General features: G+C 53.4%; 32 protein-coding genes. 8 read left to right on the top strand and 24 right to left on the bottom strand.

Annotated features, from left to right (window positions below):
* Positions 1-38: 38 nt before the first annotated feature.
* The 3 genes from CVV30_01690 to CVV30_01680 form a co-directional block, all read right to left on the bottom strand.
* Positions 39-554 carry a hypothetical protein gene (locus tag CVV30_01690; GenBank protein PKL70106.1) on the bottom strand — a complete coding sequence of 172 codons (516 nt, stop codon included), beginning with the start codon at positions 552-554 and terminating at the stop codon, positions 39-41.
* Positions 555-615: 61 nt separating this feature from the next.
* Positions 616-990 carry a hypothetical protein gene (locus CVV30_01685; protein ID PKL70105.1) on the bottom strand — a complete coding sequence of 125 codons (375 nt, stop codon included), beginning with the start codon at positions 988-990 and terminating at the stop codon, positions 616-618.
* A 128-nt stretch (positions 991-1,118) separates the two neighbouring features.
* Entirely contained in the window at positions 1,119-1,757 is a 639-nt protein-coding gene (locus CVV30_01680) for a ribonuclease HII (GenBank protein ID PKL70932.1), read from the bottom strand.
* A 55-nt stretch (positions 1,758-1,812) separates the two neighbouring features.
* Here CVV30_01680 and CVV30_01675 point away from each other — a divergent pair, with 55 nt between their 5' ends.
* Positions 1,813-2,481, top strand: coding sequence for a TrkA family potassium uptake protein (locus tag CVV30_01675; GenBank protein PKL70104.1), 669 nt, complete (start codon positions 1,813-1,815; stop codon positions 2,479-2,481).
* On the opposite strand, the gene CVV30_01670 is transcribed toward CVV30_01675, so the two are convergent.
* The 8 genes from CVV30_01670 to CVV30_01635 form a co-directional block, all read right to left on the bottom strand.
* On the bottom strand, positions 2,470-3,666 hold the full coding sequence (locus tag CVV30_01670; GenBank protein ID PKL70103.1) for a digeranylgeranylglycerophospholipid reductase: 1,197 nt from the start codon (positions 3,664-3,666) through the stop codon (positions 2,470-2,472). The two genes, CVV30_01675 and CVV30_01670, sit on opposite strands and share 12 nt — an antisense overlap.
* Entirely contained in the window at positions 3,656-3,832 is a 177-nt protein-coding gene (locus CVV30_01665; GenBank protein PKL70102.1) for a ferredoxin, read from the bottom strand. Before CVV30_01665 ends, CVV30_01670 begins: the two co-directional genes overlap by 11 nt.
* Before the next feature lie 117 nt (positions 3,833-3,949).
* A complete protein-coding gene (locus CVV30_01660; protein PKL70101.1) occupies positions 3,950-5,134 on the bottom strand; it encodes a radical SAM/SPASM domain-containing protein in 1,185 nt (394 codons plus the stop codon).
* Positions 5,131-5,619 carry an Lrp/AsnC family transcriptional regulator gene (locus CVV30_01655; protein PKL70100.1) on the bottom strand — a complete coding sequence of 163 codons (489 nt, stop codon included), beginning with the start codon at positions 5,617-5,619 and terminating at the stop codon, positions 5,131-5,133. Before CVV30_01655 ends, CVV30_01660 begins: the two co-directional genes overlap by 4 nt.
* 2 nt (positions 5,620-5,621) lie before the next feature.
* Positions 5,622-6,116: an Lrp/AsnC family transcriptional regulator gene (locus CVV30_01650; protein PKL70099.1), complete on the bottom strand. Its 495-nt coding sequence runs from the start codon at positions 6,114-6,116 to the stop codon at positions 5,622-5,624.
* A gap of 11 nt (positions 6,117-6,127) precedes the next feature.
* Positions 6,128-7,201 (bottom strand): radical SAM/SPASM domain-containing protein, encoded by a 1,074-nt coding sequence (locus CVV30_01645; protein ID PKL70098.1) that lies wholly within the window; start codon positions 7,199-7,201, stop codon positions 6,128-6,130.
* Between the two features lie 74 nt (positions 7,202-7,275).
* Positions 7,276-9,480, bottom strand: a complete 2,205-nt coding sequence (katG, locus tag CVV30_01640; GenBank protein ID PKL70097.1) for a catalase/peroxidase HPI — start codon at positions 9,478-9,480, stop codon at positions 7,276-7,278.
* A gap of 235 nt (positions 9,481-9,715) precedes the next feature.
* Positions 9,716-10,837, bottom strand: coding sequence for a histidinol-phosphatase (locus CVV30_01635; protein ID PKL70096.1), 1,122 nt, complete (start codon positions 10,835-10,837; stop codon positions 9,716-9,718).
* A 171-nt stretch (positions 10,838-11,008) separates the two neighbouring features.
* On the opposite strand from CVV30_01635, the gene CVV30_01630 reads away from it, so the two are divergent.
* Complete coding sequence (locus CVV30_01630) at positions 11,009-11,278, top strand: hypothetical protein (GenBank protein PKL70095.1); 270 nt, start codon at positions 11,009-11,011, stop codon at positions 11,276-11,278.
* A 36-nt stretch (positions 11,279-11,314) separates the two neighbouring features.
* Here the strand turns inward: CVV30_01630 and CVV30_01625 are convergent, their stop codons facing one another.
* Positions 11,315-12,007: an oxidoreductase gene (locus CVV30_01625; protein ID PKL70094.1), complete on the bottom strand. Its 693-nt coding sequence runs from the start codon at positions 12,005-12,007 to the stop codon at positions 11,315-11,317.
* Positions 12,008-12,123: 116 nt separating this feature from the next.
* A complete protein-coding gene (locus CVV30_01620) occupies positions 12,124-12,741 on the bottom strand; it encodes a 6-phospho-3-hexuloisomerase (protein PKL70093.1) in 618 nt (205 codons plus the stop codon).
* Positions 12,742-13,094: 353 nt separating this feature from the next.
* Here CVV30_01620 and CVV30_01615 point away from each other — a divergent pair, with 353 nt between their 5' ends.
* Complete coding sequence (locus CVV30_01615) at positions 13,095-13,547, top strand: peroxiredoxin (protein ID PKL70931.1); 453 nt, start codon at positions 13,095-13,097, stop codon at positions 13,545-13,547.
* A 62-nt stretch (positions 13,548-13,609) separates the two neighbouring features.
* Here the strand turns inward: CVV30_01615 and CVV30_01610 are convergent, their stop codons facing one another.
* The 9 genes from CVV30_01610 to CVV30_01570 are packed head-to-tail and all read right to left on the bottom strand — an operon-like array spanning position 13,610 to position 19,476.
* Complete coding sequence (locus tag CVV30_01610; GenBank protein ID PKL70092.1) at positions 13,610-14,368, bottom strand: proteasome assembly chaperone family protein; 759 nt, start codon at positions 14,366-14,368, stop codon at positions 13,610-13,612.
* Positions 14,361-14,516: a ribosome biogenesis protein gene (locus CVV30_01605; protein PKL70091.1), complete on the bottom strand. Its 156-nt coding sequence runs from the start codon at positions 14,514-14,516 to the stop codon at positions 14,361-14,363. Before CVV30_01605 ends, CVV30_01610 begins: the two co-directional genes overlap by 8 nt.
* On the bottom strand, positions 14,513-15,304 hold the full coding sequence (locus CVV30_01600) for a translation initiation factor IF-2 subunit alpha (protein ID PKL70090.1): 792 nt from the start codon (positions 15,302-15,304) through the stop codon (positions 14,513-14,515). The genes CVV30_01605 and CVV30_01600 overlap by 4 nt, the downstream gene beginning before the upstream one ends.
* An 8-nt stretch (positions 15,305-15,312) precedes the next feature.
* On the bottom strand, positions 15,313-15,501 hold the full coding sequence (locus CVV30_01595; GenBank protein ID PKL70089.1) for a 30S ribosomal protein S27e: 189 nt from the start codon (positions 15,499-15,501) through the stop codon (positions 15,313-15,315).
* 6 nt (positions 15,502-15,507) lie between these two features.
* Positions 15,508-15,786 (bottom strand): 50S ribosomal protein L44e, encoded by a 279-nt coding sequence (locus tag CVV30_01590; GenBank protein ID PKL70930.1) that lies wholly within the window; start codon positions 15,784-15,786, stop codon positions 15,508-15,510.
* 38 nt (positions 15,787-15,824) lie between these two features.
* The gene (locus CVV30_01585; protein PKL70088.1) at positions 15,825-16,487 is read right to left on the bottom strand and encodes a hypothetical protein; all 663 of its coding nucleotides are present in this window, start codon (positions 16,485-16,487) and stop codon (positions 15,825-15,827) included.
* A gap of 9 nt (positions 16,488-16,496) precedes the next feature.
* On the bottom strand, positions 16,497-17,630 hold the full coding sequence (locus CVV30_01580; GenBank protein PKL70087.1) for a DNA primase catalytic subunit PriS: 1,134 nt from the start codon (positions 17,628-17,630) through the stop codon (positions 16,497-16,499).
* The gene (locus CVV30_01575; GenBank protein ID PKL70086.1) at positions 17,627-19,204 is read right to left on the bottom strand and encodes a tRNA uridine(34) 5-carboxymethylaminomethyl modification radical SAM/GNAT enzyme Elp3; all 1,578 of its coding nucleotides are present in this window, start codon (positions 19,202-19,204) and stop codon (positions 17,627-17,629) included. Before CVV30_01575 ends, CVV30_01580 begins: the two co-directional genes overlap by 4 nt.
* Positions 19,205-19,209: 5 nt before the next feature.
* Positions 19,210-19,476, bottom strand: a complete 267-nt coding sequence (locus CVV30_01570) for a hypothetical protein (GenBank protein ID PKL70085.1) — start codon at positions 19,474-19,476, stop codon at positions 19,210-19,212.
* Between the two features lie 76 nt (positions 19,477-19,552).
* Here CVV30_01570 and CVV30_01565 point away from each other — a divergent pair, with 76 nt between their 5' ends.
* Both CVV30_01565 and CVV30_01560 read left to right on the top strand, forming a co-directional pair.
* Positions 19,553-20,419, top strand: a complete 867-nt coding sequence (locus CVV30_01565; GenBank protein ID PKL70929.1) for an ADP-ribosylglycohydrolase family protein — start codon at positions 19,553-19,555, stop codon at positions 20,417-20,419.
* A gap of 911 nt (positions 20,420-21,330) precedes the next feature.
* A complete protein-coding gene (locus CVV30_01560; protein ID PKL70084.1) occupies positions 21,331-22,032 on the top strand; it encodes a hypothetical protein in 702 nt (233 codons plus the stop codon).
* A gap of 47 nt (positions 22,033-22,079) precedes the next feature.
* On the opposite strand, the gene CVV30_01555 is transcribed toward CVV30_01560, so the two are convergent.
* Entirely contained in the window at positions 22,080-22,526 is a 447-nt protein-coding gene (locus tag CVV30_01555; protein PKL70083.1) for a hypothetical protein, read from the bottom strand.
* A 4-nt stretch (positions 22,527-22,530) separates the two neighbouring features.
* Positions 22,531-23,610, bottom strand: coding sequence for an NAD(P)-dependent glycerol-1-phosphate dehydrogenase (locus CVV30_01550; GenBank protein PKL70082.1), 1,080 nt, complete (start codon positions 23,608-23,610; stop codon positions 22,531-22,533).
* A 12-nt stretch (positions 23,611-23,622) separates the two neighbouring features.
* On the opposite strand from CVV30_01550, the gene CVV30_01545 reads away from it, so the two are divergent.
* From CVV30_01545 to CVV30_01535, 3 genes are read left to right on the top strand one after another with little or no spacing between them, the layout of a single operon-like run.
* Positions 23,623-24,471, top strand: a complete 849-nt coding sequence (locus tag CVV30_01545; GenBank protein ID PKL70081.1) for a hypothetical protein — start codon at positions 23,623-23,625, stop codon at positions 24,469-24,471.
* Positions 24,464-25,030 carry a stage II sporulation protein M gene (locus CVV30_01540; GenBank protein ID PKL70080.1) on the top strand — a complete coding sequence of 189 codons (567 nt, stop codon included), beginning with the start codon at positions 24,464-24,466 and terminating at the stop codon, positions 25,028-25,030. Before CVV30_01545 ends, CVV30_01540 begins: the two co-directional genes overlap by 8 nt.
* Before the next feature lie 15 nt (positions 25,031-25,045).
* Positions 25,046-26,482: a proline--tRNA ligase gene (locus CVV30_01535; protein PKL70079.1), complete on the top strand. Its 1,437-nt coding sequence runs from the start codon at positions 25,046-25,048 to the stop codon at positions 26,480-26,482.
* Positions 26,483-26,506 lie beyond the last annotated feature (24 nt).

Raw genomic sequence — 26,506 nt, 5'->3', positions numbered from 1 at the left:
TAAAATCAGCCCTCCATTTCAGGCTCGATACCCCAGATCTATTCCACTATATCTCCGAATTTTTCATCGCCACTTTTCCAGTTTTCATAGATCTGGGAAAAAATGGTGGAACCTAAAAATAATAATACAAGGTAGAGAATGTTGATTATACACACATACGTAGGAAAATTAAAAATTCCACCTAGTTCTTTGGAAATTCGTGTTAGCGAGTAAATTATTACTGGAATAATCAAGATCCACTGGATTATATAAAGAATAATCAGGCTTTTAATGAGCGGGGATTCATTTTTATTGCATAGTATATTCTCCCATTCAGGAGGTATAATACACCACACATCGTAGAGGATTCTCATCATATAGAGAAATGACCCTACCGAAATCGCTACCCCGATTCCAAATGAAAGTAATGAGATCGCAATTATTCTGTTATCGTCTGGAACTTGAGAAATTGAGCTCATGCTTTGTAGTTGTGATGCAATAATTGCAACTCCGAGCAAAATTCCCAAGAAGCAGTTACGGGACTTGAAAGTTTCATTCCATTTGGGTGACGTCATATTTTAATCAACAATAATTTTGATTATTCTGGAGACCTTTTTAGAGTAAAAGTCAACCATTTTAACCTCTTTGGATATTCTCCGTTTTCCTCTTTTCATAGGTGCGGGAAAAAAACGTCAAACCGCACTGTGCCAAAATAATCCAGATAATAAAAAGGGCAAACGCACGAAGGGGGATACCATATGTGTTCCTGACGTTAATAACTTCAGTTAAAATGTATATCACTACGGGAATAGACAAGAGACACTGGATTATGAAGAGAATAATAAGACATTTTGTTGAAAGGTATTCGTTTTTATTACGCAGGGAATCATCCCATTCCGGGGGTATGATACACCACATATCGTATCGGGTCCTCATCATGTAGAGAAATGATCCCACTGCAATAGCTATTCCAGCACATAATAACATAAACGGGCGAACAAATAGTGCCATATTTTCCGGACTATTATAAACAGACCATAAGCTCATTAGCTGCGAATAGGAAATGATCACTCCGATAAAAATCCCAAGGTAATAGTAACCAGAGTTATTATTGTTATAAGGTGATGATGTCATTCCGTTTAAAAATCTCCGAGTGAACTCTGGGCCTTTTTTGCAAGGATTGCACTGACGGTCTTCCAGCTCTTCCGGGCGATAAGGGGCGGGATGCGATGCTCATCAATATATGCATGCAAAAAGCGGATGGTGACCGGATCCGAAGGATACCCGCTGCCGATCTCCCCGTATTTTTTCGCAAGCAGGGTTATTGCCCGGTCACGGGTCACCTTTGCAATGATACTGGCAGCTGATACTACGGGGAATTTCACATCGGCATGGTGTTCGGATACGATCTCGCAGGGTTTGTCAAGGTGGTTTTTTACCATCTCTGCATACCGGAACGTATTCACATCGCAGGCATCCACATAGGCGCAGTCCGGAGACAGTTTGGTGATCACGTGGGCATGAGCCCGGGCAACTACGGCATTGAGGGTCATTTCCCGCCGCACCGTGTCAATTTCCTGCGCGTCAAGCGAAACAACTGCAACCCGGCATTTTTTCCTGATTATCTTATACAGGCGCTCGCGCTCTTTTGGCACCAGCAGTTTCGAGTCCTTCATCCCAAGGTCAACGAGGATCTCTTCTGAGGATATCCCCACTGCAGCAATCACCATCGGGCCCAGCACCGAACCTTTTCCTGCCTCGTCGACCCCGCATATCACGCTCAGAGGGTTGATGCGCAAATTATTTCAATGCCGATGATGGTAACCGGTACTCATGTATATCATCATCGTTGGGCTCGGTGGAATCGGGAAAAATCTTGCAAAACAGGCGATCGAGCACGCCCATAATGTAGTCGTGATCGACCAGGATGAATCCCGGTGCAGCGAGATCCTTGAGCACTACGATGTACTGGCAGTCACCGGAAATGCAACCGACAAGACCATCTTAGAAGAAGCAGGTATTGACCGGGCCGAAGCCCTGATCGCCACAACGAGCGATGATTCAGTCAACCTGATGACCTGCTGGCTGGCAAAAAAATTCCGGGTACCCAATGTAGTTGCCATCGTCAACCAGCCCTCGCACTCGGACTTTTTTAAGGAAGTCGGGGTGCGAATCAGCGAGAACCCGGACGAACTCGTTGCCTCGCGCCTGTATTACTGGACACAGAACCCCCAGTTGCAGCAACTCGCCTCCATCCCGGGCGGCACCATCTTTGAGATTGTGGCAGAACCGGGTGCGCCTATCGTGGATCACGAGATCCGCGAACTCAAGGTCAAGGACTTTGTCTTTATTGCGATCCGCAGGGCCGGCGGTGTGCTCATCATCCCGAGCGGGAACGTGAAGATCCAGCCCGGCGATATCTTTACGGTATTTACCAAAAAAGAGGCAGAGGACGATTGCCTGCGCCTGCTGAACAAACAACTGAAAAAATCAACGGAGTGATGCTGCGAGCGCGCCCAGCTCGAGCACCAGTTTCGGGTTTACCCGGATAATTTCTTTTATTAAACTGATGGTGGAGAACTCTTTTAGGTTCATTTTCGAGACCGAGTGGATGATCTCGTTGAGTTTCTCATCGGGTTGTTTGATCAAATATTCCTTGATGTGGTAATTGCGCTCGATGGCTTTTCCCATCTTCGACGCACGCCAGGTGACATCATAGGTCATGAGCGCCTTTTTCGACGTGTCTCCTTTACTGATGCAGTCTGCGGCAACTTCTGCGGCCAGTTTACCGGTATACATGGCATTGTAGATACCGCCACCGGTCAGGGGGTCAACAACCCGGGCTGCATCGCCGGCAATAAGGAGATTATCAGCCACGGTGCACTCAAGCGGGCGGCAGACGGACACACCACCGGGAATATATTCGATGGTCTTTCCGTTCGGGAACGTCTTTTTCACGAACTTGTCAAGGTAATCCTTTGCCCGGTGCCCTTCGCCACTCTTCTTGCCCGAGATCCCGATACCAACGTTTGCCGTGCGGTGACCTTTCGGGAAGATCCAGAGATACCCTTCCGGTGCAACATCATTACCAAGATAAAAGATCGTGGCGTGTTCATCGATGTCAACATCAGCCATCACGTACTGGACCGAACTCATGATCTCCCGGACGGGGACCGTGGTATCGATACCGCACCACTTCGAGAACTTGGATTCAACGCCATCGGCTGCGATCACCACATCGGCTCGCACATCGGTAACTTTCCCGCAGTACTCGATCTTTGCCCCTTTGAGAACACCGTTTTCCATAATCGGGGCGGCGGCCCTTGACTTTACAGCCACGTCTGCGCCCGCTTCTGCCGCTTTCCAGACCAGCTCACGGTCAAAGAACTTGCGGTCAAGGACATAGCCGACCTTGCTGCCCGCCATGTCAGATTCGAGTTTCATGAAAAACCCGTCAGGAGCAACAATACCGGCGCCGTGCATCTCGGCAGAGATCCAGCGCGGATCGGCTTCGATAAACTCCAGGAGAGCTTCCCGGCCTATCCCTTCAGCACAGCGTACCGGGGCACCGATTGCCGGGCGCTTCTCCACGATACAGGCAGACAGGCCTTTTTCGGCAGCAGTCTTACCGGCAAGAGCGCCGGCCGGGCCGCCACCGATGATAAGTACGTCATACTTATTTTTCATTGACTACCTCCAGGGCACCCAGGGGGCAGACTTTGGCACAGATTCCACAACTCGTGCAGTTATTCTCCACGGAAAGGTATGCGTCGATCAGTTCGAGGGCGCCTTCGGGGCAGACTGATACACAGCATCCGCAGTATCCACAAATATCCCGATGTACTTTGAGCATTGAGAGATCATGTTGGCTTTTTCCTTCATTAATAGTTACGATTAAAAAAACAGTTGAACATCAACGCATCCGGCGAAGCGGGGAAAACCGGGGGGTCATCCATCAACCCGCAACGCATCAGGGATTCTGAACGAAACAGAAGGGATCTTCTGCTAAAAAATCCCCATTCACCGCATGCGCACGAACCCGGCACCCGCCACCGCAGAGCTCGCGATAGTTGCACGCTCTGCACCGGCCCTTAAATTGCATCTCCTTTTGCCGGAACATGGCTAGAGCGGGATTTTCTGTATCCGCCCAGAGATCGCTGAAGGAGCGGTCCCTGACATTGCCGATCAGAAATTCCGGTGAACGGGCAAACTGGCAGGGGTAAACATTTCCCTGTGCATCGATATTTGCCACGCGGGTGCCCGCACTGCATCCGCCCTTTAAGGAAGCGAGCAGCTCGCGGGCATCAGCAAGATCCTCAGAACCATCCTTTTCCATGGACGCGAGCAGGTGGATACAGTCCTGGGGCGCATCCACGGTCAGGAACTCCATCAACCCGGGGTCGGTCTGTTTTGCTTTCCGGTAGAGAAGGGATAAGGCTTCGTCCACCTCATCCGGGTCCAGCTGCAACCGGGCATAGGAATCAATCCCCCGCCCGGCGGGTACGAGCCAGTACAGGCAGAAACGGGAGGCGCCAAGCGACAGGGCAAGGTCAACAAGCGCACCAAGTTCGCACCGGTTCTCCTTTGTGAGCGTGACCCGGACCCCGCACCGGAGCCCGGCTTTTTTACACGCCGCGAATGCAGCGAGTGTCCGATCAAATGCACCGGGTGAATTCCGGAAACGGTCGTGGGTCTCTGCCCGGGCACCATCGAGCGAGATTCCCGCATACTCTATCCCGCATCCCTTGATCCTGACTGCGACTTCGGGAGTGATCAACGTCCCGTTGGTACTGAGCGCCATCTTAAGTCCACGCGATCGGGCGTGACGGGCAAGCTCCCAGATATCCTCACGCATGAGCGGTTCCCCACCAGTGAACAGGATGAGCGGAACGCCCATATCTGCGAGGTCGTCGATGACCCACATTGCTTCTTCGGTCGTGAGTTCCCCCACGGTCGAACTTCCTGGCCCGGACTTGTTATAGCAGTGAGTGCAGCTCAGGTTGCAGCGATCCGTAATGTTCCAGAAGACCACCGGACGGTACATGACGGAGAAGGCAAGAAAGGTACTGGGCACATCAGTCTGCGGCTTATGCTGGTGCCGCATGACCCCGCTGACCGTCCCCCGCCCGTGCATGCACTGGGTAATCCGGTTCATGGGAATTCACCCCCGGTCACACTGATGCGCACCGCTGGAATCCTCTTGAACTCTTCCGTGCTGAAGAGCACGACAAAGTTACTGATCCCTGTTTTGCCGGCAAGCAGTATGACCTCGGTAAGAACCCTTGTCCGGCTGCGGCCATGATGGACGGTATAGAGCGTGTAGTCCCACCGGCCCGGAACGGGCTGGCGCAGGTAACAGTGGGAGACTCCGGGAAAGGATGCAAATTGTGAGTGCAGCTCCGGGCTGGATGCGTCAGGGATCTGCCATGCAACAACCGCATTTGCCGTAATCCCGATCTGCCGCTGGTTGATCCGCGCCCGGAATTTCCTGATAATCCCGTTCTCTTTGAGCCGCCGGAGCCGTTCCATGACTTCTGTACCGCTGATCTGGAGCCGCTCTCCTAATTCCCCGAACGGTTCGCTGACAAGCGGGAGGCCGTTTTCCAGTTCTTTGAGCAGGGTGCGATCAGTCTGATCCATGGTTACACCTCCCCGTAATCCGGGCAGCAGGAGAATCTCACATCGATCTTGTATTGTGCACGGGTGGGCAGGTTGAGCATGTCAGCCTCTGAAATACCCGTCTTGTTAAGAATTTCATCCAGCACCTCACCGATCCGCTCCTCTGTTGCTGCGGCAAGAGTAAACCAGATTGAATAATCATGGTCCCGCCGGTAATTATGCGATACTTCCGGATACAAATTGATGATACGGGCTACTTCAGGGATACGCGATTCCGGTACGCGGAGGGCAATGAGGGTTGCAGTGGTAATCCCCAGGCGCCGGGATTCCAGCACCGGGGTTACTCCCCGCAGGATACCGGCTGCCTGCAGGCGTTCCATCCGATTGAGCAGTTCAGGCTCAGAAATGCCCAGCCGGTCGGCGATCACTATCCATGGGTGGGAGACGAAGGGGATGTCATCCTGGAGTGCATCGAGAAGTTCGAGGTCGGTCCGGTCGTAGTGTGCCGTCAGGGAAATAGTCTGGGGAATTATACCACCTCATCGGGTTGATAGGGACACCACGGGTCTTCCCCGCAGCACTCCCCGTTGAGCGTCTCCGGGGTTGCAAGACCATCGCACCAGAGCGGAGATGTGGCGTCCTTCCCCCGGTATGCCCGGGCCCTGCACCCCCCACAGGTTGTCTTGTAGCTGCATTGCCCGCACTTTCCCGTGAGGAGGCCGGGATCGCGGAGTGCATTGAAGAGATCGGCATGATACCAGATATCAGAAAATGAAGTTGTCCGCATGTTACCGACACTTACCGGCAGGTACGGGCAGGGAGTCACATCTCCGTTGGCAAAGATCCGGCAATAGGTGATACCGGCCAGGCAACCACGCCCCCATGCAGGGTTGATGATCCCCAGCTCATCAGCGATCCTCCGGAACTGCGGGGCGCAGGTAGGGCGGATATTGAGATCGGAATTACGGTAATGAATGAGAATCTGCCGGATCAGGTCCTCGTATTCCTCAGGGCTGCGGGACTCAATCAGCCGGGCCCTTCCGGTAGGAATGGGAAAGAAGAGCTGGTAATCACGGACGCCAAGCGAAGTCCCGAGTGTTATTACCTCTTCCACATCACTGATGGCAGACCGCATGACGGACATATTGATCTGGACGGAAATCCCCGCATCCCGACAGTGCCCGATGGCCTGCACGGCCTTTTTCCATACGCCATCAACACCCCGGAACGCATCATGGATGGCAGGGTCATCGGAATCCAGGCTGATGGCCACAGCCCGGATACCCGCACCGTTCAATTTTACCGCCGTGTCATGGTCGATGAGGTACCCACTCGTGCCCATGACCATCCGGAGTCCCTGCTCCGTGCCGTAGCGGGCAATAGCATAGATATCCTCTCTCATGAGAGGTTCCCCGCCACTCAGCACAACAACCGGCTGCCCGGTTGCCCGGATCTGGTCAATGACACCGAATGCCTCCTGCGTGGAGAGCACTCCCGCTGCCTCCTCTTCTCCAGCATCCACGTAACAATGGGGACACTTCAGCGGACACTGAAGCGTGATGTTCCACGAGATGATACGCGGTGCACTCACCGTACCGTTCAAAGTATCTGTCCTTTAAAACCCTCTGCCCGGGTTCCTTATACACTTTCGTTTGGGTTCTCCACTACTGAAGACATTTATGCTTGCGATCTGGCGAGATCGAAGCGATCAAGGTTCATCACTTTGGTCCAGGCCGCAACAAAGTCCTCTACAAACTTCTTCTGCCCGTCCGCACTTCCATAGACCTCGGAGAGAGCCCGGAGCTGGGCGTTCGAACCGAAGATGAGATCGACACGCGTGCCGGTCCACTTAACTTCGCCGGTTCTGCGGTCGCGCCCTTCAAATATGTCCTTTTCGTCCGATACCGGCTTCCACTCAGTGCCCATATCGAGCAGGTTGGTGAAGAAGTCGTTGGTGAGCACCTCCGGGCGTTTGGTGAAGACGCCGTGCGGTGATCCGCCGAAGTTGGTCTTCAGGACACGCATGCCGCCCAGGAGCACCGTCATCTCGGGCGCGGTCAGGGTCAGCAATTGCGCCTTGTCGACCAGCAACTCCTCGGCCGGTACGGCATAGCGGGTCTTTGAGTAGTTGCGGAAGCCGTCCGCTTTCGGCTCGAGCACGGCAAAGGATACCACATCGGTCTGCTCCTGCGAAGCGTCCATGCGTCCCGGCGTGAAGGGGACCGCCACCTCGTGACCGGCGTTCTTCGCAGCCTGCTCGACACCAGCGCAACCGGCCATGACGATCAGGTCAGCCAGCGAGACCTGCTTTCCGGCAGAGGCGGTGTTATTGAAGGCGCTCTGGATTCCCTCCAGCGTCTTGAGCACCCGGGTCAGCCGAGCCGGCTGGTTGACTTCCCAGTCCTTCTGCGGCGCGAGGCGAATGCGGGCACCGTTGGCACCGCCGCGCTTGTCGGAACCACGGAAGGTGGACGCCGATGCCCATGCGGTCGAGACCAGCTCCGAAATCGACAGGCCGGAATCCAGGATTTTTTTCTTGAGATATGCGATGTCCTGTGCATCAATCAGTGGGTGATTGACGGCAGGGATGGGATCCTGCCAGATGAGATCTTCGGCCGGAACCTCCGGGCCGAGATAGCGTGAGCGTGGGCCCATATCGCGGTGCGTCAGTTTGAACCATGCCCGGGCAAATGCATCAGCGAACTGGTCCGGGTTCTCGTAGAAGCGCCTAGAGATCTTCTCGTAGACCGGGTCGAATCGCAGAGAGAGATCTGTGGTAAGCATGGTTGGCGGGTGACGCTTCTTCGGATCGTGGGCATCCGGCACCGTGCCGGCACCTGCGCCCCCCTTCGGTGTCCACTGGTGCGCCCCGGCCGGGCTCTTCGTCAGTTCCCATTCGGAACCGAACAGGATACGGAAGAAGTTGTTGCTCCACTTCGTTGGGGTGTTGGTCCAGGTGACTTCGAGGCCGCTGCTGATCGTGTCACCGCCTTTGCCGGTGCCAAAGCTGCTCTTCCAGCCGAGGCCCTGTTCCTCGATGCCCGCCGCTTCGGGCTCAGGCCCCACATGGGACGCAGGCCCGGCGCCGTGGGTTTTGCCAAAGGAGTGACCGCCGGCGATGAGCGCAACGGTCTCTTCATCGTTCATGGCCATGCGGGCGAATGTCTCGCGGATATCCTTTGCCGCCGCGACCGGATCCGGGTTGCCGTTCGGGCCTTCCGGATTGACGTAGATCAGCCCCATCTGCACGGCGGCGAGCGGGTTTTCGAGATTACGATCGCCGGAGTAGCGTTTATCCTCCAGCCATAGGTTCTCAGAACCCCAGTAGACCTCATCGGGTTCCCAGGCATCCACACGACCGCCAGCAAAGCCGAATGTTTTGAATCCCATTGATTCCAAAGCAACGTTGCCGGCAAGGATCATGAGATCGGCCCATGAGATTTTCCTGCCATACTTTTGCTTGATCGGCCAGAGTAGCCGGCGCGCCTTGTCGAGATTCACGTTGTCGGGCCAGCTGTTGAGGGGCGGGAAGCGCTGCTGGGCGGCACCGGCGCCGCCGCGACCGTCACCGGTACGGTACGTGCCGGCGCTGTGCCATGCCATGCGGATGAAAAAGGGGCCGTAGTGGCCGAAGTCCGCCGGCCACCAGTCCTGCGAGCGGGTCATCAGCGCCTGCAGATCCTTCTTTACGGCTGCGAGGTCAAGGCTCCTGAACTCTTCGGCATAGTCAAAACCCTTACCCATGGGGTTGGACAAGGGCGAGTGCTGGTGCAGGACGTTAAGGTTCAGCTGTTTGGGCCACCAGTCCCGGTTCGATGTGCCCCTGCCGGGAGCGTGTTTGTCTGCTCCGCCGGTTACCGGACACTTACTGTCGTCAGTCATACCATCATCTCCTATTTTTCGATCAGGTGGACGCCCTGAAAAAGTACCGGGCCTCGCGGTCCTGCGATCAGGGAGTTCTGGTTATCAGCTACCGGAACGCCCTGGTTAGTTGTGAGGGTTTTCATGGCCATGGTTTATCACAAGGCAGAAATAGCAATGTCGGGGCAATAAACATTTGGTTCGGGGAAAAACCTGCCAACTTAACGTCAAAAGAGAAGAACAAAGAAAGGATATTTCACCCGAGCGAGAACGTCCCGTACTTCCCGCCACCGCCCGGGTGCAGGGTGACCGTCCCGGTGCGGAGAGCGGCAATGGCATCGGCAACCTTCGGGTGGATCGCCCGTATCTCGGCAACCGGCACATCGAGGAGAACTGCGATCTCGTTGCCAAACGTTGTGATGAACGAGGCATAGATCGCTTTGCATTTCTTGGTGTTCGGTGACGACGCCTTTTCCATTGTCTGGATTATCTGGGCAAGTGGGATGACACGGAGATAGGGTGGACGGGGTCTTGCCTTGTTGCCGTGGGCGAGTTCCTTTGCCCGGTCGGATACGCCTTTTTTTATGATACCGCCATCTTTCGGGCAGCGCCACTGGTGCCGGATGGAATCCTCGAGGGAATACTGCTCGTAGCACCGGGTACATGCCGTGCGGTTGTACTTCCCTTCCTCCGGAAAGAACCCGGCATTCATCTCTATGGCCCCGTCCCGGATCGCAGCCAGCACGTCCTTTGCCGTGGGACTCCCTATGCGGATCCGGTTGAACTCGCGTCCCAGCTTGTCCGGGTATGGGCTGTGGGCATCGGAGTTGGTGAGGAACGGAATATTGTACAGGTCAGGGATTGACGCGCCGTAGGAACTGTCAGCGGAGAGACCGAGCTCAAGGAAATCGATCTTCGCATTGCCATAACAGGCCGGGACGGAATCGAAGTACGCGTACATTGCTGTCCACGGGGTGAAGGCATGGGCCGGGCCTACGAGCGCCCCCACATCGTGGGCGGCATTGGCGATCTCTTCGCCAGTCAGGTACACGTGCGGCCTGCCGCTCGTGACAAAACTCTTGCAGGTGCCCTCAAGAAGGTCGCGGAGCTGGTCGAACTGGGCAAGGTCTTCTGCAAGAATGAGATGGTGAACGCGTTTTATATCCTCGATCTCTCCTTGCGGGACGATGACAATACCGGCATCGTTTTCCAGGAACGGTTTCCACCCGGACGTCCAGTCCGGCTGGAGTGCATCGCCCGTGCCAAGCACCTGTATGCCTTTTGTTACGCACCCCGCAAGCAGCTGCTCCGGTTGCATGAAGCGTGAAACGGCTATCGAGTACGGGGAGTGGATGTGAAGGTCGGCGTTGACAGGCATGAGTACGTGTATTGTTGCTTTTTTCTGGATATAATATTCATGAAAGATTCCACGTTATCCTAACTATGCGATGCATTACAATCTTTCAACATATCCCGGAACACGAGTACTTCCTGATTCGCAATCTCCTTAACCTTCACAGACAAATCGCATGCAGGGAGAGAGACATCTATGAATATGCAGGTTGTGAAATGGTGCGTTGATCTTGCAATGGGAGTTCTGTTCCTGACCAGTTTTATCACCGGGTTCTTCAAGTTCACCTTACTTTTGCGGACATTCGGTCTTACCGATGTCGTGCTGCCATTGGCCCAGATGAGCGACATCCATGACTGGTCAGGAATTACGCTCTGTTTTTTTGTCGCCGTCCACCTGTTCCTGAACCGTGCGTGGATATTATCAATGACACAAAAAATGGTTGCCGGCACCGTGAATTTGAAATAAAAAAGTTAAACTCGAATATTTTTGCAGATGCAATTATCACGAATAGTAACTCTTGTCCAGATCCCCGGTATTGGAATATCCCCGCTGTTCCCAGTATCCCTTGTAGCTGGGATCATTGGTCAGTTCGATCTTCTCGATCCACTTCACCCACTTGTATCCCCATTTGTCTTCTGCTACGAGCTCAAAGGGAAATCCCCGTTCGGCAGGAAGGGTGACGTTGTTCATTTTATAGGCCATGATGATATCCCGGTTCATTACGTAGTCGAGCGGAAATGATGTGGTATAGCCGTCATGCGCCGTGAATATCACCGTATTTGCACGCGGGTCCGGCCCGGCATTCCTGATGAGATCCCGCACCTGCACACCTTCCCAGAGAATTGTAGCATCCCAGCCTTCCACACAAAAGAGAGTGACGAGCTTGGTATAGTGGGGGTAACGTCCCAGCACTTCACTGTACGTGTAAATATCCGTTTTATTTGTCAGCCCGGTGACAGTAAGACGATAATCGGATTCACTGATATGCTGGGGACCCTTGATGGAATTTTCATGGAATGCATTGATCGATGATAGATCCTTTCCTTCGTAGGACCGGACTTCAACTGCGGGAAGAGCCGTTGATCCTCCCGGTTGCGGGGAGGCATGGATTTGCGGGCTGCCGAGAAGAACAATCGCACCTGCAGCTGCTATGACAAGGACCAAGGCAATGACAAGAACCAGCTTTGCATTCATCAGCAGTGAACTGATCGTGGGATCTTATCAATATTGGCACCATGACATGAACGCAGAAAAAATAAAAATAAAAAGATTATTGAGCAGAATGACACTCCAGACAAATCCAGATCGGATCATTCCATATTGGTGAGCCTTCCTTTCAGCTCCCCGATGTCCTCTTTTTTTGCTTCCATCAGCGCAGAGATGACCGCATCGGAAAAGATCAGGGCGAGCGTCTCAAAGAGCGTGCCAAGAGGAGCAAATGCGGATGCGATCGACCGGTATTTCCCAGTCATCTGCCGGATCTCGTACGAGGACTGGTCGCCATGGTAATACCCGGTGATGTCCCCGAGGTTGACAACGCAGTCTGCGATCCTGCTGATCTTCGATTCCGGTGAGGCCGTGATAAGGCAGATAGTGCCCCCGAGTCCCTTGACCGTTGCACAGAATGTTGCCATTGACACGGTTTCACCGGAACCGGAGAAGACCACCATCGTATCACCCTGCTCAAGTGCGGGTGTGACCGTCTCGCCGACAACGTACACCTCGTAGCCAAGGTGGAGTAAACGCATGGCAAACGCCCGGGCGATCAGACCCGAGCGTCCGGCTCCGGCCACGTAGATCCGCTTTGCCCTGAGGATATGGAGAAAGAATGCTGATGTCTCAGCGCTATCGAGCAGGACAGCGGTTTTTTTGATCGATTCTGCCATCTGCTCCATGAATACCGGTATATCTGAAAATTCGTCCGTCATGTTCCTACAGGGATATTTCATACCGGCCGATATGAGGGTATCGGAAAGCTACGCTATCGGAGAGCAATAATTATTTTCCGCATTCCCATTTTCTGGATAATGATGCGGATAACGGCAATAGCACGCGAAGTGTTTGCAGGCTTTTGGGGGAAGAGATAAACATAAGTATGGGAGCGGAGTTATTGACGTGATGAGGGGGTCGGTGGGGGCATTTTGGATGAGGGGGGGTTGGGAGGTGGGGGGAGACCCGGAAGGTGACTCAATACAGGGAAAAAATCTGCAACCATGCAAAACCTCATGCCCTCCAAACACAAGAACACCAGCATAAGGTGATCCATTTGACACAGGCAGGCTTGGCGCAGGTCGGGGATGCTGCGCGGAATTTCTCATTGAAAGACCAGAACGACAAGACGTTCGATCTCTATGAACAGGCAGGAAAACGCGTACTTCTCTCGTTCCACCCGCTCGCGTGGACGGAGTACTGCGCAGCCCAGATGAAGTCGCTGGAAGATAACCGGGAGGTGCTCCTTGCCGCAAACTGCGTACCGGTCGGCATCAGTGTCGATTCCGTGCCCTGCAAAAAGGCATGGGCAGAGAACCTTGCGATACAAAAAACACCACTTCTCTGCGATTTCTGGCCCCACGGCACCGTTGCCCAGAAATACGGGCTCTTCCGGGACGAGAACGGGTTTTCCGAGCGGGCGAATGTGATCGTTGATGACAAGCAGAAGGTGATCTTCGTAAAGATTTACCCGGTGCATTCGGTGCCGGACATTAAGGAGATCCTCGCGTTCCTGCAAACGTGATCCGGATTTTTAATGCGGAAAAAAGGTTTACTTTTTTTAATGAGAGATGATAATCCGGCCAATTACCCGATATAACTGAGCTCTTCATCTTTCTGCAGCTTCTCGCCTTCGACAAGCCCCTCGATAACCTTCTCCATCTCGGAAGCCCGGTCATTGAGTTTCGTGGAATCAACCGGCACATCGATCAGTTTCGAGAGCACGCGAAGCACATTCGATGCACTCATCGGGTCAACAAGATACCCGCTCGTCTCGCCCATCAGGCAGACGGCATCCATGCCCCGCTGGGAGGAAAGTCCCAGCATGAGACCGGCAGCACCGATGATTCCGCCACCGGGTTCATCCCGGTTGAACGTGACACCGGCTTCTTCCAGTTCCGGGCGCAGTTCCGCACGGTTCACGGCACCCAGCACCCGGGGCTCATTCACGAGATGGCCGACACCAAAACCGCCGAGCGTGTAGATGCGTTTTACCTTGAGCTCTTCGGCAATCTCGCAGTAATGGTCGGCAAGGATATAGTGCCCCTCGTTTGAGGTGCTCTGGTGATCGCCTACAAGAAAAACGATATCGTGTCCTTCTGACTGGTATAAGAAGAGCTCATTTCGTGCCAGCCGGGCAAGGCCGGTTTCATCGAGTAGCACCTGCGGGGGAAAATAGATCGAGTGGATCTCGCCGATCTTCTCGGCCTTGAGCATGTGGATCATGTACTCGGCCACTAACTTTCCCACCTGGCCGATGCCAGGCAGGCCTTCGATCAGGATCGGATCTACCGGGCGCTTATCCTTGAAACTCTCAAGGTAGCTGACTGCGATATCCTCAATCATGCTGTGCCAGTCTCCGGTACTTGCCGTACTTGTCTTCAGGTGAATAACGGGCAGGATGTGCCACAACTGTCGGCTTGCCACAGGCAGGACAGGTTAAAGAAAGGGTATAGATTTGATCTACCGGGCAACGACGGATTCGACCACTCATTGGCTCTTCCCGGATTTCGGTTTCTTGATGAGCTTACCTTCGCCGCAGCCGGATTTCTCGACAACAGCAATCGCAGCATGTGCTGCTTTCTCAATTGCTTTTTCCGCCTTCTTGTAGTCCGGAGCAGTCACTTTGATCCGGTACAGCGGTGCACCGAGATAGAGCAACTCGATATTGACACCGGCAATCTTCGGCTCGGCACTTTTTAAGGCCTTCTTGATTACCGAGATGCCATCCGGTGCAGAACAGGTGAGCTGCAGGTGGCCGGTAACTTCGACACTCGGGACCTTGACATTTTCCTGAGCCACATGCAGGAGAGCATCGGAAACCTTCTTGGAAAAACCGAGTTTCTTGACGGTTGTCTCCGGGTCGATAACAAGATCTTCAAAGACCGGGTAGAATGCCCCATATTTACCGAAGATCTCATCCTCGATTGCCTTGGCTTCTTCACCAGACTGTTCCGCGGCAAACCCGAGCCACTTCTGCGCTTTGGACTCGTTCTTCCACTCGCGGATCTTCTCGCGCCGCTGGTGTTCGTTGACGTCCTTTAAGGAAAGATCAATGTGACCACGGCTCCGGTCAACATTGAGGACCTTGCAGACAATCTTCTGGCCCTCGCGGATGTGGTCACGGATGTACTTGATCCAGCCTGTTGCAATTTCAGAGATGGGGATGAGCCCCTGGCGGCCACCATACTCATCCAGTGATACGAATGCTACGAAATCCTTGACGTTTTCTACTGTGCAAACGACAAGTTCCGCTTCCTGTGGCCACTCTCTGTCCTGCATGGGTAGTATCACTTAAGCTCTGAGACGATCTCAGCCTTGATGCTTGCCTTGCCCCCGGCGGGGGTAGCAAGATCATGTCCGCAGACTACGCACTTTACGGTTGTGCTTGCCTTCTCAAAGACGGTCTGCTCGTTCTCACAGTCTGGACACTTTACTTTGTAGAATTTACTCCGGTTATCCCGAATAACACTTACCATTATCGCTCACTCCGTCAGTTCAAACTTCGCGACACGGTAACCCTTGCGCAGGTGTGCCTTTCCACAGGTGACACAGCGGTACCGGACGTTGATCTTCTTCGTCGGCTTGTCGCCGCCGGGCACCTTTGAGAATTTACCCATGTTGCCTACTTTTCCCCTGCGTGCTTTCTGGCGGTCGATCCAGTGGAGGCCGGTTGTTTTGCCTTTCTTTACCTTCTCAACCTCATGAATCTCGTGAGTTCGGCAGAAGGGGCAATAGGTGTTGAATTTCGCTGGCATTTTCATAAAATTTTCACCGATAAGTTGGATATAGAATACCAATATTATTTGCAAAGATTGATATTTAAGACTATGTTGCGTTCACTTAAGACCGCAGCATTCCGCTCTGGAAGCGTCACTATATCTCCTTTTGAAAGAGTATAAATCCTCCCATCCACTCCCATGAACGATTCCATATTTTCGAGTGCGCGGACAAGGACGCAGGGATGCGTGTGGGGCAGGTGGGCCTTGTGCTGCGCAGGAACGGGAACCAAAGGAGTACCCGAATCGTCAGATATGGGTTCCGCCTCACCGAAATCATCAATCTCGGTTTCTTTAGTCACCGGGACATGCGGGGCATTATACAGGAGGATGCCCTGGCATTGTTCGATTGCGGCAGTGATCTGGTCAAACATCTCCCGCTCGGCAGGAATAGTGCGTTTTACTTCCTCGCGATCATAATAATTGCCCTCGGCATGCATGATGGTGAGAGCAAGGATCTTGCGGGAGCGGATCGCAAAGAGATCGTGAAGGGTCTCTTTGATAGCCAGCGTCTCTTCAATCAGGGATCGGGCTTCTTCTGACAGGGGATCATCGAGTTCATACACCTTTGCCATCAGCGATGCCAGTTCTTCATGCCCGCGCTCAAAAATATCCGGGGCGGCGGCTATCAGCCTCCCCGTTTCCCGCTCAGAGAGCAGGATACTGCGCAGATCGTCAAGCGTCATCGTGTCCCCTCAGGCAATCTCTGCCATGCCGCGGCAGCAGAGAAATACGGCTACTGCTTCCGGTACTGTAATGATGCCTTTTTGGAGCTCATAAGTACTTCCGAGCATCGGCATCTTCAGCGCAAACCTGCAGTCCACCCGGACATCCCGGGTCCCGAAGACCACGGCATCCGTGAGTGGGTCGAACTCGTGCAGGTCACGGAGTTCAAGCGGCTGCACCCGCATACCGCTCCCGCCATGCAGGGACGTGGGCAGGCGGATGAGACGCTTCGTATCCGTTGTCACCGGTTCGTCGGCAAGAGCAGCACGGGCGAGCACGCGTTTCTTGAACTCGCCTTCCTGCTGGGCAACGGCTACAGACAGGACACGACTGGTCTTTATGATACTGGGCGAGGGGTGGCGTTCGATACCGGCAAGAATCTCCTCCCGGTTTTTCAAGAACGTGATCGCCGATTCTTTGCCGATCCCTTCCATGCCGGTGAGGTGCGTCATTGCTTCTGTTTCGGGAAGGGATCCGACCCAGCGGATATACTCGGCAAGTGCCGCCCGGTACCGGTTCGGCCAGCCGGGTGTTTTTGTATTCTTGCCGGTCAGCATTACAGCCGGATCGATCCCAATCCCGCAGATATAATCGATCAGTTCCCGGCGCTCTGCACTCCCCCAGTTGCGAAACGCGAGATCCCGGACATGGACATGGTATCCCCGGCCACCTGAAAAGGCCAGTTCAATGGATTTGGGATCCATGCCAAACTCATCGAGAAGGATTGCGATGAGTTTCTCGGTCTCTTCTTTCACCCGGGCCAGCATCATGTCGTAAGCTCCCCGCACGATATGGTCCGCATCGAGATCAAAGATCAGGTCAGCCCCGCACCACCCTTTGTCCGCCATGGTGCCGGCATCAGGTGTTTCGTAATAGGCCGTGGAGTAATAGGTATGCTGCGGCACGAGATTTTTGAGATACTCGAACAGTTCATCCCTGCTTAAAAATCCCACATGCCGTCGCATCCGCATCTCGGATGCACCGGGATTGAAGAGCACAAAACCCCATTCGCGCTGCTCAAGTGCCGGTGGTGCAACGAGCACGGTTTTCTTGTAATATTCAGTAAACCGCTGCCGTACAAATGCAGTTGTGGCCGGGTTCATGGCAGCTCCTTAACCATATAAGGCCCTGCACGCTCATAGCCCTGTCGCCGGTAATACGGGCGCACCCCTATGCCGCTCATGATGGCAAGCCGTGAGAAACCGCCCGCTGTTGCTGTTTCTTCAGCAAGAGCCAGCAGGGCCCGCCCGTAATTCCGGTGCTGCCACTCTTCCGAATCAGCATCACTGCCTACCGGCACAAGACTGCCGTACACGTGCAGTTCCCGCATCAGGGCAGCATTCTCGAGTTCGGGACGGTAGACCATCGAGGGAAAGCGAAGCCGGGTAAACCCGATCAGGGAATCACCGGAAACGGCGGATATGAAATGCTCGGTCCCGCCGCAGCACTCGTACTTCATCACCCGCATATCGGACTCAACAACCGAGGGAAGCCTGCCGATCTCGCGGCAGCGGATACAGCGGCATTTCCTGCCGGTAGCGGTCAGACGGTTCTGGGCCAGCTGCCGGAAATTGGAGTGCCGGGAACCGGCAACGATCAGCTTGGCCGGGATGTCCCGCTGGATCCGCTGGAGCCGGATGAACTCGGGGATGAGGGTTTTTGCATACGCAATAAGCTCGATCAACTCATCTTCCTGGTACGGCGAATAGATCCCCCGCTCCCAGTGCTCCTCGATCTCGGAACCCGGGGTCACGAGCGTGGGGTAGATCTTAAGGAAGTCCGGCATGAACCGGGGATCGGAAAAGATCGTCTCGAACATCTGCTTGTCGGATTCCAGCGTGGAGCCGGGCAGGTTGGGCATCATGTGGAACCCGACTTTGAGCCCGGCATCGCGGAGCAGGGTATTGGCTTCAACGGTATCGGCGACCGTGCACCCGCGACGGTTGTACGTGAGGATCGCATCGTCCACGTGCTGAACGCCCAGTTCAACTTTCGTAACGCCCAGCGCAAGCATCCGGTCAATGTGTTCACGTTTGCACCAGTCAGGCCGGGTCTCGAACGTGATCGCAACGCAGCGAATCGCCGAAAGCTCGTTGGCATCCTCTACGGATGCAACCTCCGGGGGAACCGGTGCAGGAATCCCCCCGGGGTACGTGTTCATCGATTCGATGCAGCGGGCAACGAACTGCTCCTGGTATTCGGCAGGACGGGCAGTCATGGTTCCGCCCATTACGATCAGTTCCACCTTGTCCACCCGGTGCCCGAGCGCCTCGAACTGTTCGAGACGGGCATGGACCTGGGCAAACGGGTCATAGTTATGTTCCCGACCCCTGAGGGCTGCCGGTTCTTCCCCGGTATAACTCTGGGGGGACTGGAAGGGATGCTCGGGCCCTCCGGGGCAGGGGAGACATTTGCCATGCGGGCAGGGTGCCGGCGAAGTCATAACGGCAACGGGTGCAACACCCGAAAGAGTGCGGGTGGGTTTGACGAGCAGGATCTTCCGCAGGATCTTTTTTTCCTCCGGTAAGGCTGCGGCCAGGATCGCAGAATTTTTCGGCACCGCGTGGAGCCGGTACTTCTTGCAGACGTCGATCTTTACCGCAACAATCGCATCATCACCGGGCGGTAAGGTAAGGATGCGGGAGATCATCTCCCGGAACGCCAGCGCCTCATCCATAAAAATTAATGTTCTGCCGCAACTTTTGGCGATGCAGCTTCAGAAGAATAGTTCACCACGTGCAGGGGTTTGTGGTGGATATGGGTAACAATCTCATCCCCAAGCGTGAGGAGAGCGTCTTTATGGGCTTTTTTGTCTTTGTGAATATGAACAGGAGAGATTTCCAGCGATGCATAACGGTTGGTCTGGATTTCTTCGTTGGTGATGCCTTCGTAATACTTCTTGATGTGAATCATCAGCATATGTAGATGTAGCAACTCTTCTTTTTGCACACTGTCACCTTTTCCAAGGAAATACTATTTTTTGATCAACACATATAGCTTTTTGATGACATTTATATCAGGAAACCTGCGGCACGTGGGATCCCTTGTTGGGCTTGCAATTGGGGATGCAATGGGCGCGCCTTTGGAAGGATCTCTGCAATCTGAAGCGTGGGTGACAGATATGCGTCCCGGTGGGCGCCATTCCCGGAAAAAGGGTGCGATCACCGACGACACTTTGCAGGCCATGGCAATTGCAGAATCGCTCGCAGTATGCAAGGGCTTCAACCAAAAAGACATTATATCAAGGTTATTTTTGGGGTACGAAAAACGCCCGGAATGGTACGGTCCTACATCATCATTATTCTTTAATCTGGTCAAATCCGGGACCCTGCCGCACCATGCCACATGGCTGGTGCACCACCGGCGTGGCAACAGCCGGACGAACGGCAGCGTGATGCGGGGCTTCCCGCTCGGGATCTTCTGGCCCGCCCCGGAAGTCTATGCCATAAGCAGGGCCTGTTCACGGATCACCCATTTTGATCCGGTTGCGGGCCACTGCTCGGCGTTCCTGAACGTGATGGTCAGCGATATGGTGCGGGGATCTTCCCGTTCCCGGGCATTCCGGCATGCACTATCACTCTGCCCTGACCCGGAAGTGCATGCCATGCTTGGCTCTTATGATGAGCATAAGCCGGACCCATCCTTAGATAGCGTGTTGTGCTCGCATGCGGCCCTGCACTGTTTCATGCACGCCCGGACATTTGAGGGGGCTATCCTGTCTGCTATCAATCTTGGCGGGGATGCCGATACGGTTGGTGCATGCTGTGGTGCACTGGCGGGGGCATACTGGGGGATTGAAGCGGTGCCTGATCGGTGGAGCCGGGATCTGGAGGGGTATGATGGGCTGGTGCAGCTGGCGGAGCGGGTGTGGCTGAGTGCTGGGGGCAAGTGAATTGTTCTGGCAGATTGGAGTCCGGTTTTTTTAATTGAAGTCTGCTTTCCATTTTTCAATCAGGGTTTGATGAAATAAAAAAAAATCAAAGTCTGGTTTTAATTTTTTGAGCAGGGTCTGGTTGAAAATTAAAAATCAAAGTCTGGTTAAAATTTTTAAATCAAGGTCCGATTGAAATTTTTTGAGCAGAGTCTGGTTGAAAATTGAAAATCAAAGTCTGGTTGATTTTTTTCAAGCAGGATCCGGTTGCTCCGGAAAAAATTTTTAAACGCGATCGCGTACGTGATTGAAATTTTTCAAGCAAGGTCTGGTTGATCCGGCTGAGTATCCTGATGAGCTGTTTGGGTGAGATGCCGGAGCGGGTTCACGTCGGATGTGCGCGAGATTTTTGCTCCATATTGGTTAAATGAGCATCAAACAGATCGCGTTTGGAAATTTTCAAGCAGTGTTTGATTGATCTCTGAACGGTTTTCAAGCAGGGGCTGGGGGGTCGATTGAAATTTTTCAAGCAAGCTTTGATTTATTTTTTTCAAGCAAAGTCTGGTTAAAAAATTAAAATCAAAGTCTGATTGAAAATTAAAAATCAAAGTCTGCCAGAAAATTTCAAATCAAGCTCTGTTAATCTGAACCCAATTTTCCAATAGCATTTTTTATTAAACTGGCATGGACTCTTCAAATTCATATCAGACCCGTGAATGTAATCCGATTGCGATGGCTCCCCGCCTCAGGGCCTCTCCGAGGCACGGCGGGGCAATGAGGAGTTTCAGAATTTTTCGTCATTGATCCGCCGCGGGGGCGCCCCATCGGGGGCGGCGGCGTTCATCGCTATGGTAAAAAATATCTATCAGTCATCGTACCAGAAAAATTCCAATTAACAAAAAATATGATAGACTAAACGACATTAATAAATAATGACTGATATTGAATCGATTATATCAGCTGAAAAAATCTGTGAAGCAAAAACAAAAGAATCGTTCAAAATCCCAATCGAGATTTATGAAGAGTTATTTACACTTTATTTAAATGTTAGTGAAAAATATTGTAAGAACACCCCAAAAGCGGGCATCGAAAGACCACTTGCCGTATTACTCCTTAACGATAGGATTGCAAAATCTTTGTACTGTTCTATCGATTTATTAAAAAGGGGGCATTATAATGAATGTTTTTCAATACAGCGAGATATTTTCGAAGCAATCTGTTTATCAGAATATATTTTAAAGAATCCAAAGATGTCAGAAGTGTGGTTTACTGGGAAACCCATAACGTTTTCCAAAATTAGTAAAGAAATTTCATTACTTCCTTTTGATCAAGAAATTTACGGACACCTGTGTGATTTTACCCACCCAAATGTTCACAGCACTATTAGAGAATATGAACCTGATACGGTTCGAATTGGCGTATATTTTACTTTTAAACCGTATTTCCAAAAAGAAATGGCTCATTCATCATTAGTACATTTTTTCTTACTTGTATATCGGGCGATGGATAATTATTTGAAATATATGAAACAATTCCACGAAGATATTGAACCCGAAGATTCTGATAAAATTGAGATAATGTTCAAAAAAATATACAAATTTTCAGATTCATTAATTATAAAATTTGACCATTAACCAAAAATTACTAAAATAATTATTTTTTGTTCGCCGTCAACCGTTAATCACGCCGGCCTAAGCTCAACCAGCTTCAGCGCCCGGCCCTTGTCGCAGATATCGGAAGCATTCCCCAGCACATCGACAACGATATACTTCTCACCCTCCGTAACACCTTCCGGCCGGCAGAGCGGAAAACTCCGGCAATCGGACTTGTTGCAGGAGAGTTCGGGTTTTATCTTGGAGTTGATGATTGCCATATCCGCATTGATGAGAGCCGTGATCGGCGCCTCCATCACTTCGACTGCGGTTGCGCCGTTTAAGTGAACCGCACAATCGTGGTGCGTGGACCTTACGGTGACAATACGATACTTCCTTCCTTTCTGGAGATTGTGGCACGCCTTTTTCACCTTGCAGGTATCGCATTCCGCCACTTCGCCCTCGTAGATGAACTCGAGATTCGGCTTAGCGAGCACGGTTCCCACCAGCGTTACCTTTGTTTTTGTTTCCGCCACAGTCTCACTCCTTGTAGAGCATCTGCACGAGTTTTTCTGCCGATTCGCGCGTGAGGCCCATATCGAATATTGTAAAGCGCTCGGGACGGATAGTCTTTGCCATTAACAGTGCCTCGACGGCAACCGAATCCTCGATCCCGAGATCCGCCGGGGTGGTTGGTGCCCCGATGGTCTTTAACGATGCCCGGATCGCCCGCCAGTCACCGCCATGCAGGTACATGGAGATGATGGTGCCAATCCCGCAGCTCTCGCCATGCAGGGCCTTGCCCGGGGCAAGTATGTCCAGTGCATGGGAGAACTTATGCTCCCCGCCGCTGGCCGGGCGCGATGACCCGGCAATGCTCATCGCAACCCCGCTCGACACGAGCGCTTTAATCACAAGCCATGCGGACTGCTCCTGGTGCGGTTTGATCAGGTGAGCGTCCTTTACAAGAATCTCAGCGGTCATCTTCGAGAGCGTGATCGCATACTCGCTCATCGGCTCGCCTTTTACCCGGTGGGCGAGTTCCCAGTCAAGAATCGCGGTATAATTCGAGATCACATCCGCACAGCCAGCGGCAAGCAGCCGGTGCGGGGCGGATGCAATGATTCCCGTATCTGCAACGATAGCCATGGGGGGTTGCGCTTCCAGCGAGGCATGCCCCTCGACCGTTGGAACGGATGCGCGTGCAGAGGCGATACCGTCATGGGATGCTGCGGTCGGGATGCTGATGAACGGGCGGTCGAGATTGTAAGAAACAATCTTTGCGGTATCGATCACCCGCCCGCCACCGACCCCGATCAGGAAATCAACATCCGCAGCAGCCTCCTCGGCAGCCTTGATTACGGGGATGTTGATCTGTTCAGCCAGAAAGGTGCTGACATCGTAGTCACCGGAAAGGATCTGCTGAACCCGGCCGCCGGCCAGGTCCATGGTGCCTTTCCCCGAGATGAGGAGCGCGGATGACCCCAGCTTGAGATCCTCGCAGACCGCGGGGAGCTGCCCGAGCACATCGTGGCCGATCACCACGTCCCGGGGGAGCTGCATCCACTTGGACTTGTCAAAGATTTTGGGTTTAAGTAATTTTATTGCATCTGCGCTCATTCTAGATCATGGATGATTAGTGATTTCTTCTACAAATATTACATCGATCCTGTGCGGTACGAACAACCCTATAATGCCGTAGAGACGATTACCTACGCCCTTATTCTCATCGCAGCCCTCTATCTCATCTATCACTGGTTCAAAAAATCCAATATCTCCATCGACGGCCCGTTCGTCATTGCCACCCTGCCCTACGTGATCCTCGGCGGGGTGCTCCGGGTAGTCCAGGACACCCATATGATCACCTCCGATCTCCAGTTCCTCCTCGTCACTCCCCCCATATACGTGCTGCTCTTTTTTTATGCAGTGATCATCCTCTTCGTTTCAAAATACCTGCAGGAACAGGGACTCTGCAAAAACTACCTGAAACTCTATGGCGGTGCCGGTCTTTTTACCTCATTCTGCGTTGTATTGCTCCTGACCTCGTGGGGACTCACTCATACCCGCATCGATCTCTTCGTGCTCGCCATCATCCCGCTCATGGCAATTGTCGCAACTGCACTGGTCTTTGCCTGCATGCGCTATGTGCTGAAATGGGAGTACGTTACCGATCCACTCTATATGACGCTCCTCTTTGGCCAGCTGCTCGATGCCAGTGCCACCAGTTACGGCATCGACCTCCACCCGTCCATCAAATACATCGAGCAGCACGTGGTCGGATCCTTCCTGATCGACTGGACAGGAACGGCGTTTGTGATGTTCCCCTTAAAACTGCTCGTCCTTTTCCCGGCGATCTATATCATGGAGCAGTACCGCAAAGAGGCAAATCCCGCGTTCTGGCACCTGGTCCTGCTCGCCATGATCACGGTGGGTCTTGCCCCGGGGATCCGGGACATGACACGGATGGTCCTGTATGTCTAACGCCCCGTTCATCAATGCGATCATCATCACCCTCCTCCTCTTTTGTGCTACACTCACCGTCGGCTGGGTAGGCACCATGCAGAATCCTGAAATTGGCGAGAACCTGATGAAACTTTTTGAAAAAGAGGTGGCCGGCCAGATCCTGGGAAACAACTCTTTTGAGATCTGTGTCAAGCTCTTCATCAACAATTTCGAGACCTGCATCCTGCTCTTTTTAGGCGGGGCCTCGTTTGGCATTCTCACGATATTCATCATGAGCTTAAACGGGATCGTGATAGGCGCGATCATGGAGATCATCCACCAGGATCATTCATGGGCATTCATTGCCGCAGCCCTCATCCCGCACGGCATCTTTGAGATCCCTGCCTTCATCATTGCCGGCGCTCTCGGCATCCTGCTTGCCCAGTCGCTCATTGCAGAATGGTATGGCGGGGCGGATACTGCGGGGGAAGCACGGAGACTTGCCCGTATCTTCCTGTTGTATGTCCTGCCTCTCGTGGTTATCGCTGCATGTGTCGAGGCTTTTATTACGCCGGTAATCATACAATTAGTAGCGTAAAGTAGGATCAGCATCATGGACGACGACACCGGCACCCTGCCGCAAAAAGGGGACTTTTCTGCATGGTATAATGATATTTTGTGGCGGGCGGAGATCATGGATGTCCGCTACCCGGTCAAAGGATTATATGTCTGGTACCCGTACGGGTTTGCAATCCGCAAGCACGTGTACACCCGGCTGCGCACCCTGCTCGACCGGGATCATGAAGAGACCCTCTTTCCCCTGCTCATCCCGGAACAGGAGTTCATGAAAGAGGCCGAGCACATCAAGGGCTTCGAAGACGAGGTCTACTGGGTCACCCACGGCGGCACGACCCCGCTCGATGTCAAGCTGGCACTCCGGCCCACCAGCGAGACCGCCATTTACCCGATGTATGCCCTCTGGCTCCGCTCGCATGCCGATCTCCCGATGAAGTATTACCAGATCGTCAACACATTCCGGTACGAGACCAAGCAGACCCGCCCACTGATCCGGCTCCGCGAGATTACCTCGTTCATGGAGTCGCACACCGTGCATGCTACCTGGGATGAGGCAGAAGCACAGGTGGAATACGAGCTCGCACTCACCCGCGAGTTCTACGATGCGCTCTGCATTCCCATCATCATCTCCAAGCGCCCCGACTGGGACAAGTTCCCCGGCGCTGACTACACAATGGCAGTCGATGCGATCATGCCCAATGGCAAGACTCTCCAGATCGGCACCGTGCATCACCTCGGCGAACACTTCTCAAAGACATTCTCTATCACCTTTGAAGACAAGAACGGGGAACAGAAATTTGCCAGCCAGACCTGCTACGGCATCTCGGAGCGGTGCATCGCCGCCCTCATCAGCATGCATGGCGATGACAAGGGGCTCATCTTACCCCCTGTCACCGCACCCGTGCAGGCAGTCATCGTCCCCATCACCATCGGAAAACGCCACGAGGACGTACTCGCGGCAGCAGAGAAACTGAAAAACGACCTGACCGCGGCCGGCTTCCGGGTGAAGATCGATACCCGCGACATGCGCCCCGGTGCAAAGTATTACTGGTGGGAGCTCCGCGGCGTCCCGCTGCGGCTTGAGCTCGGGCCGAGAGACTTAGATGCCGGCAAGGTCATGGCAGTCAAACGGACCGGCGAGAAGAGCCAGATTGACCTCGCAACGGTGACTGATGAAGTCACCCGTGTGCTCGGCGAAATCACCGATGCAATCCGCACAAAGGCCGAGGAACACACGAAGTCCCACCTCTGCACCGTTGCCTCAATGGATGCACTGGATGCAGCGCTCAACGAAGGAAAAGTAGCCGTTGTTTCCTGGTGCCAGCACAAGGGATGCGGCGACATCATTGAGGAGAAGACCAATGCAAGTATCCTCGGCACCAATGCCCGGTCCCAATATGTCTCTGCAACGGAAGGCCCCTGTATTGTCTGCGGCAAGCCGGGCAAGGCAACACTGGTTGGCAGGACGTATTGATCTCTTCCTTTTTTCCCATAACTC

This window comes from Methanomicrobiales archaeon HGW-Methanomicrobiales-1, from assembly GCA_002839675.1.
Taxonomy (GTDB): Archaea; Halobacteriota; Methanomicrobia; order Methanomicrobiales; family Methanospirillaceae; genus Methanoregula.
The sequence above is the reverse complement of the archived record's forward strand: the minus strand, read 5'-3'. Positions and strand labels throughout refer to the sequence as shown.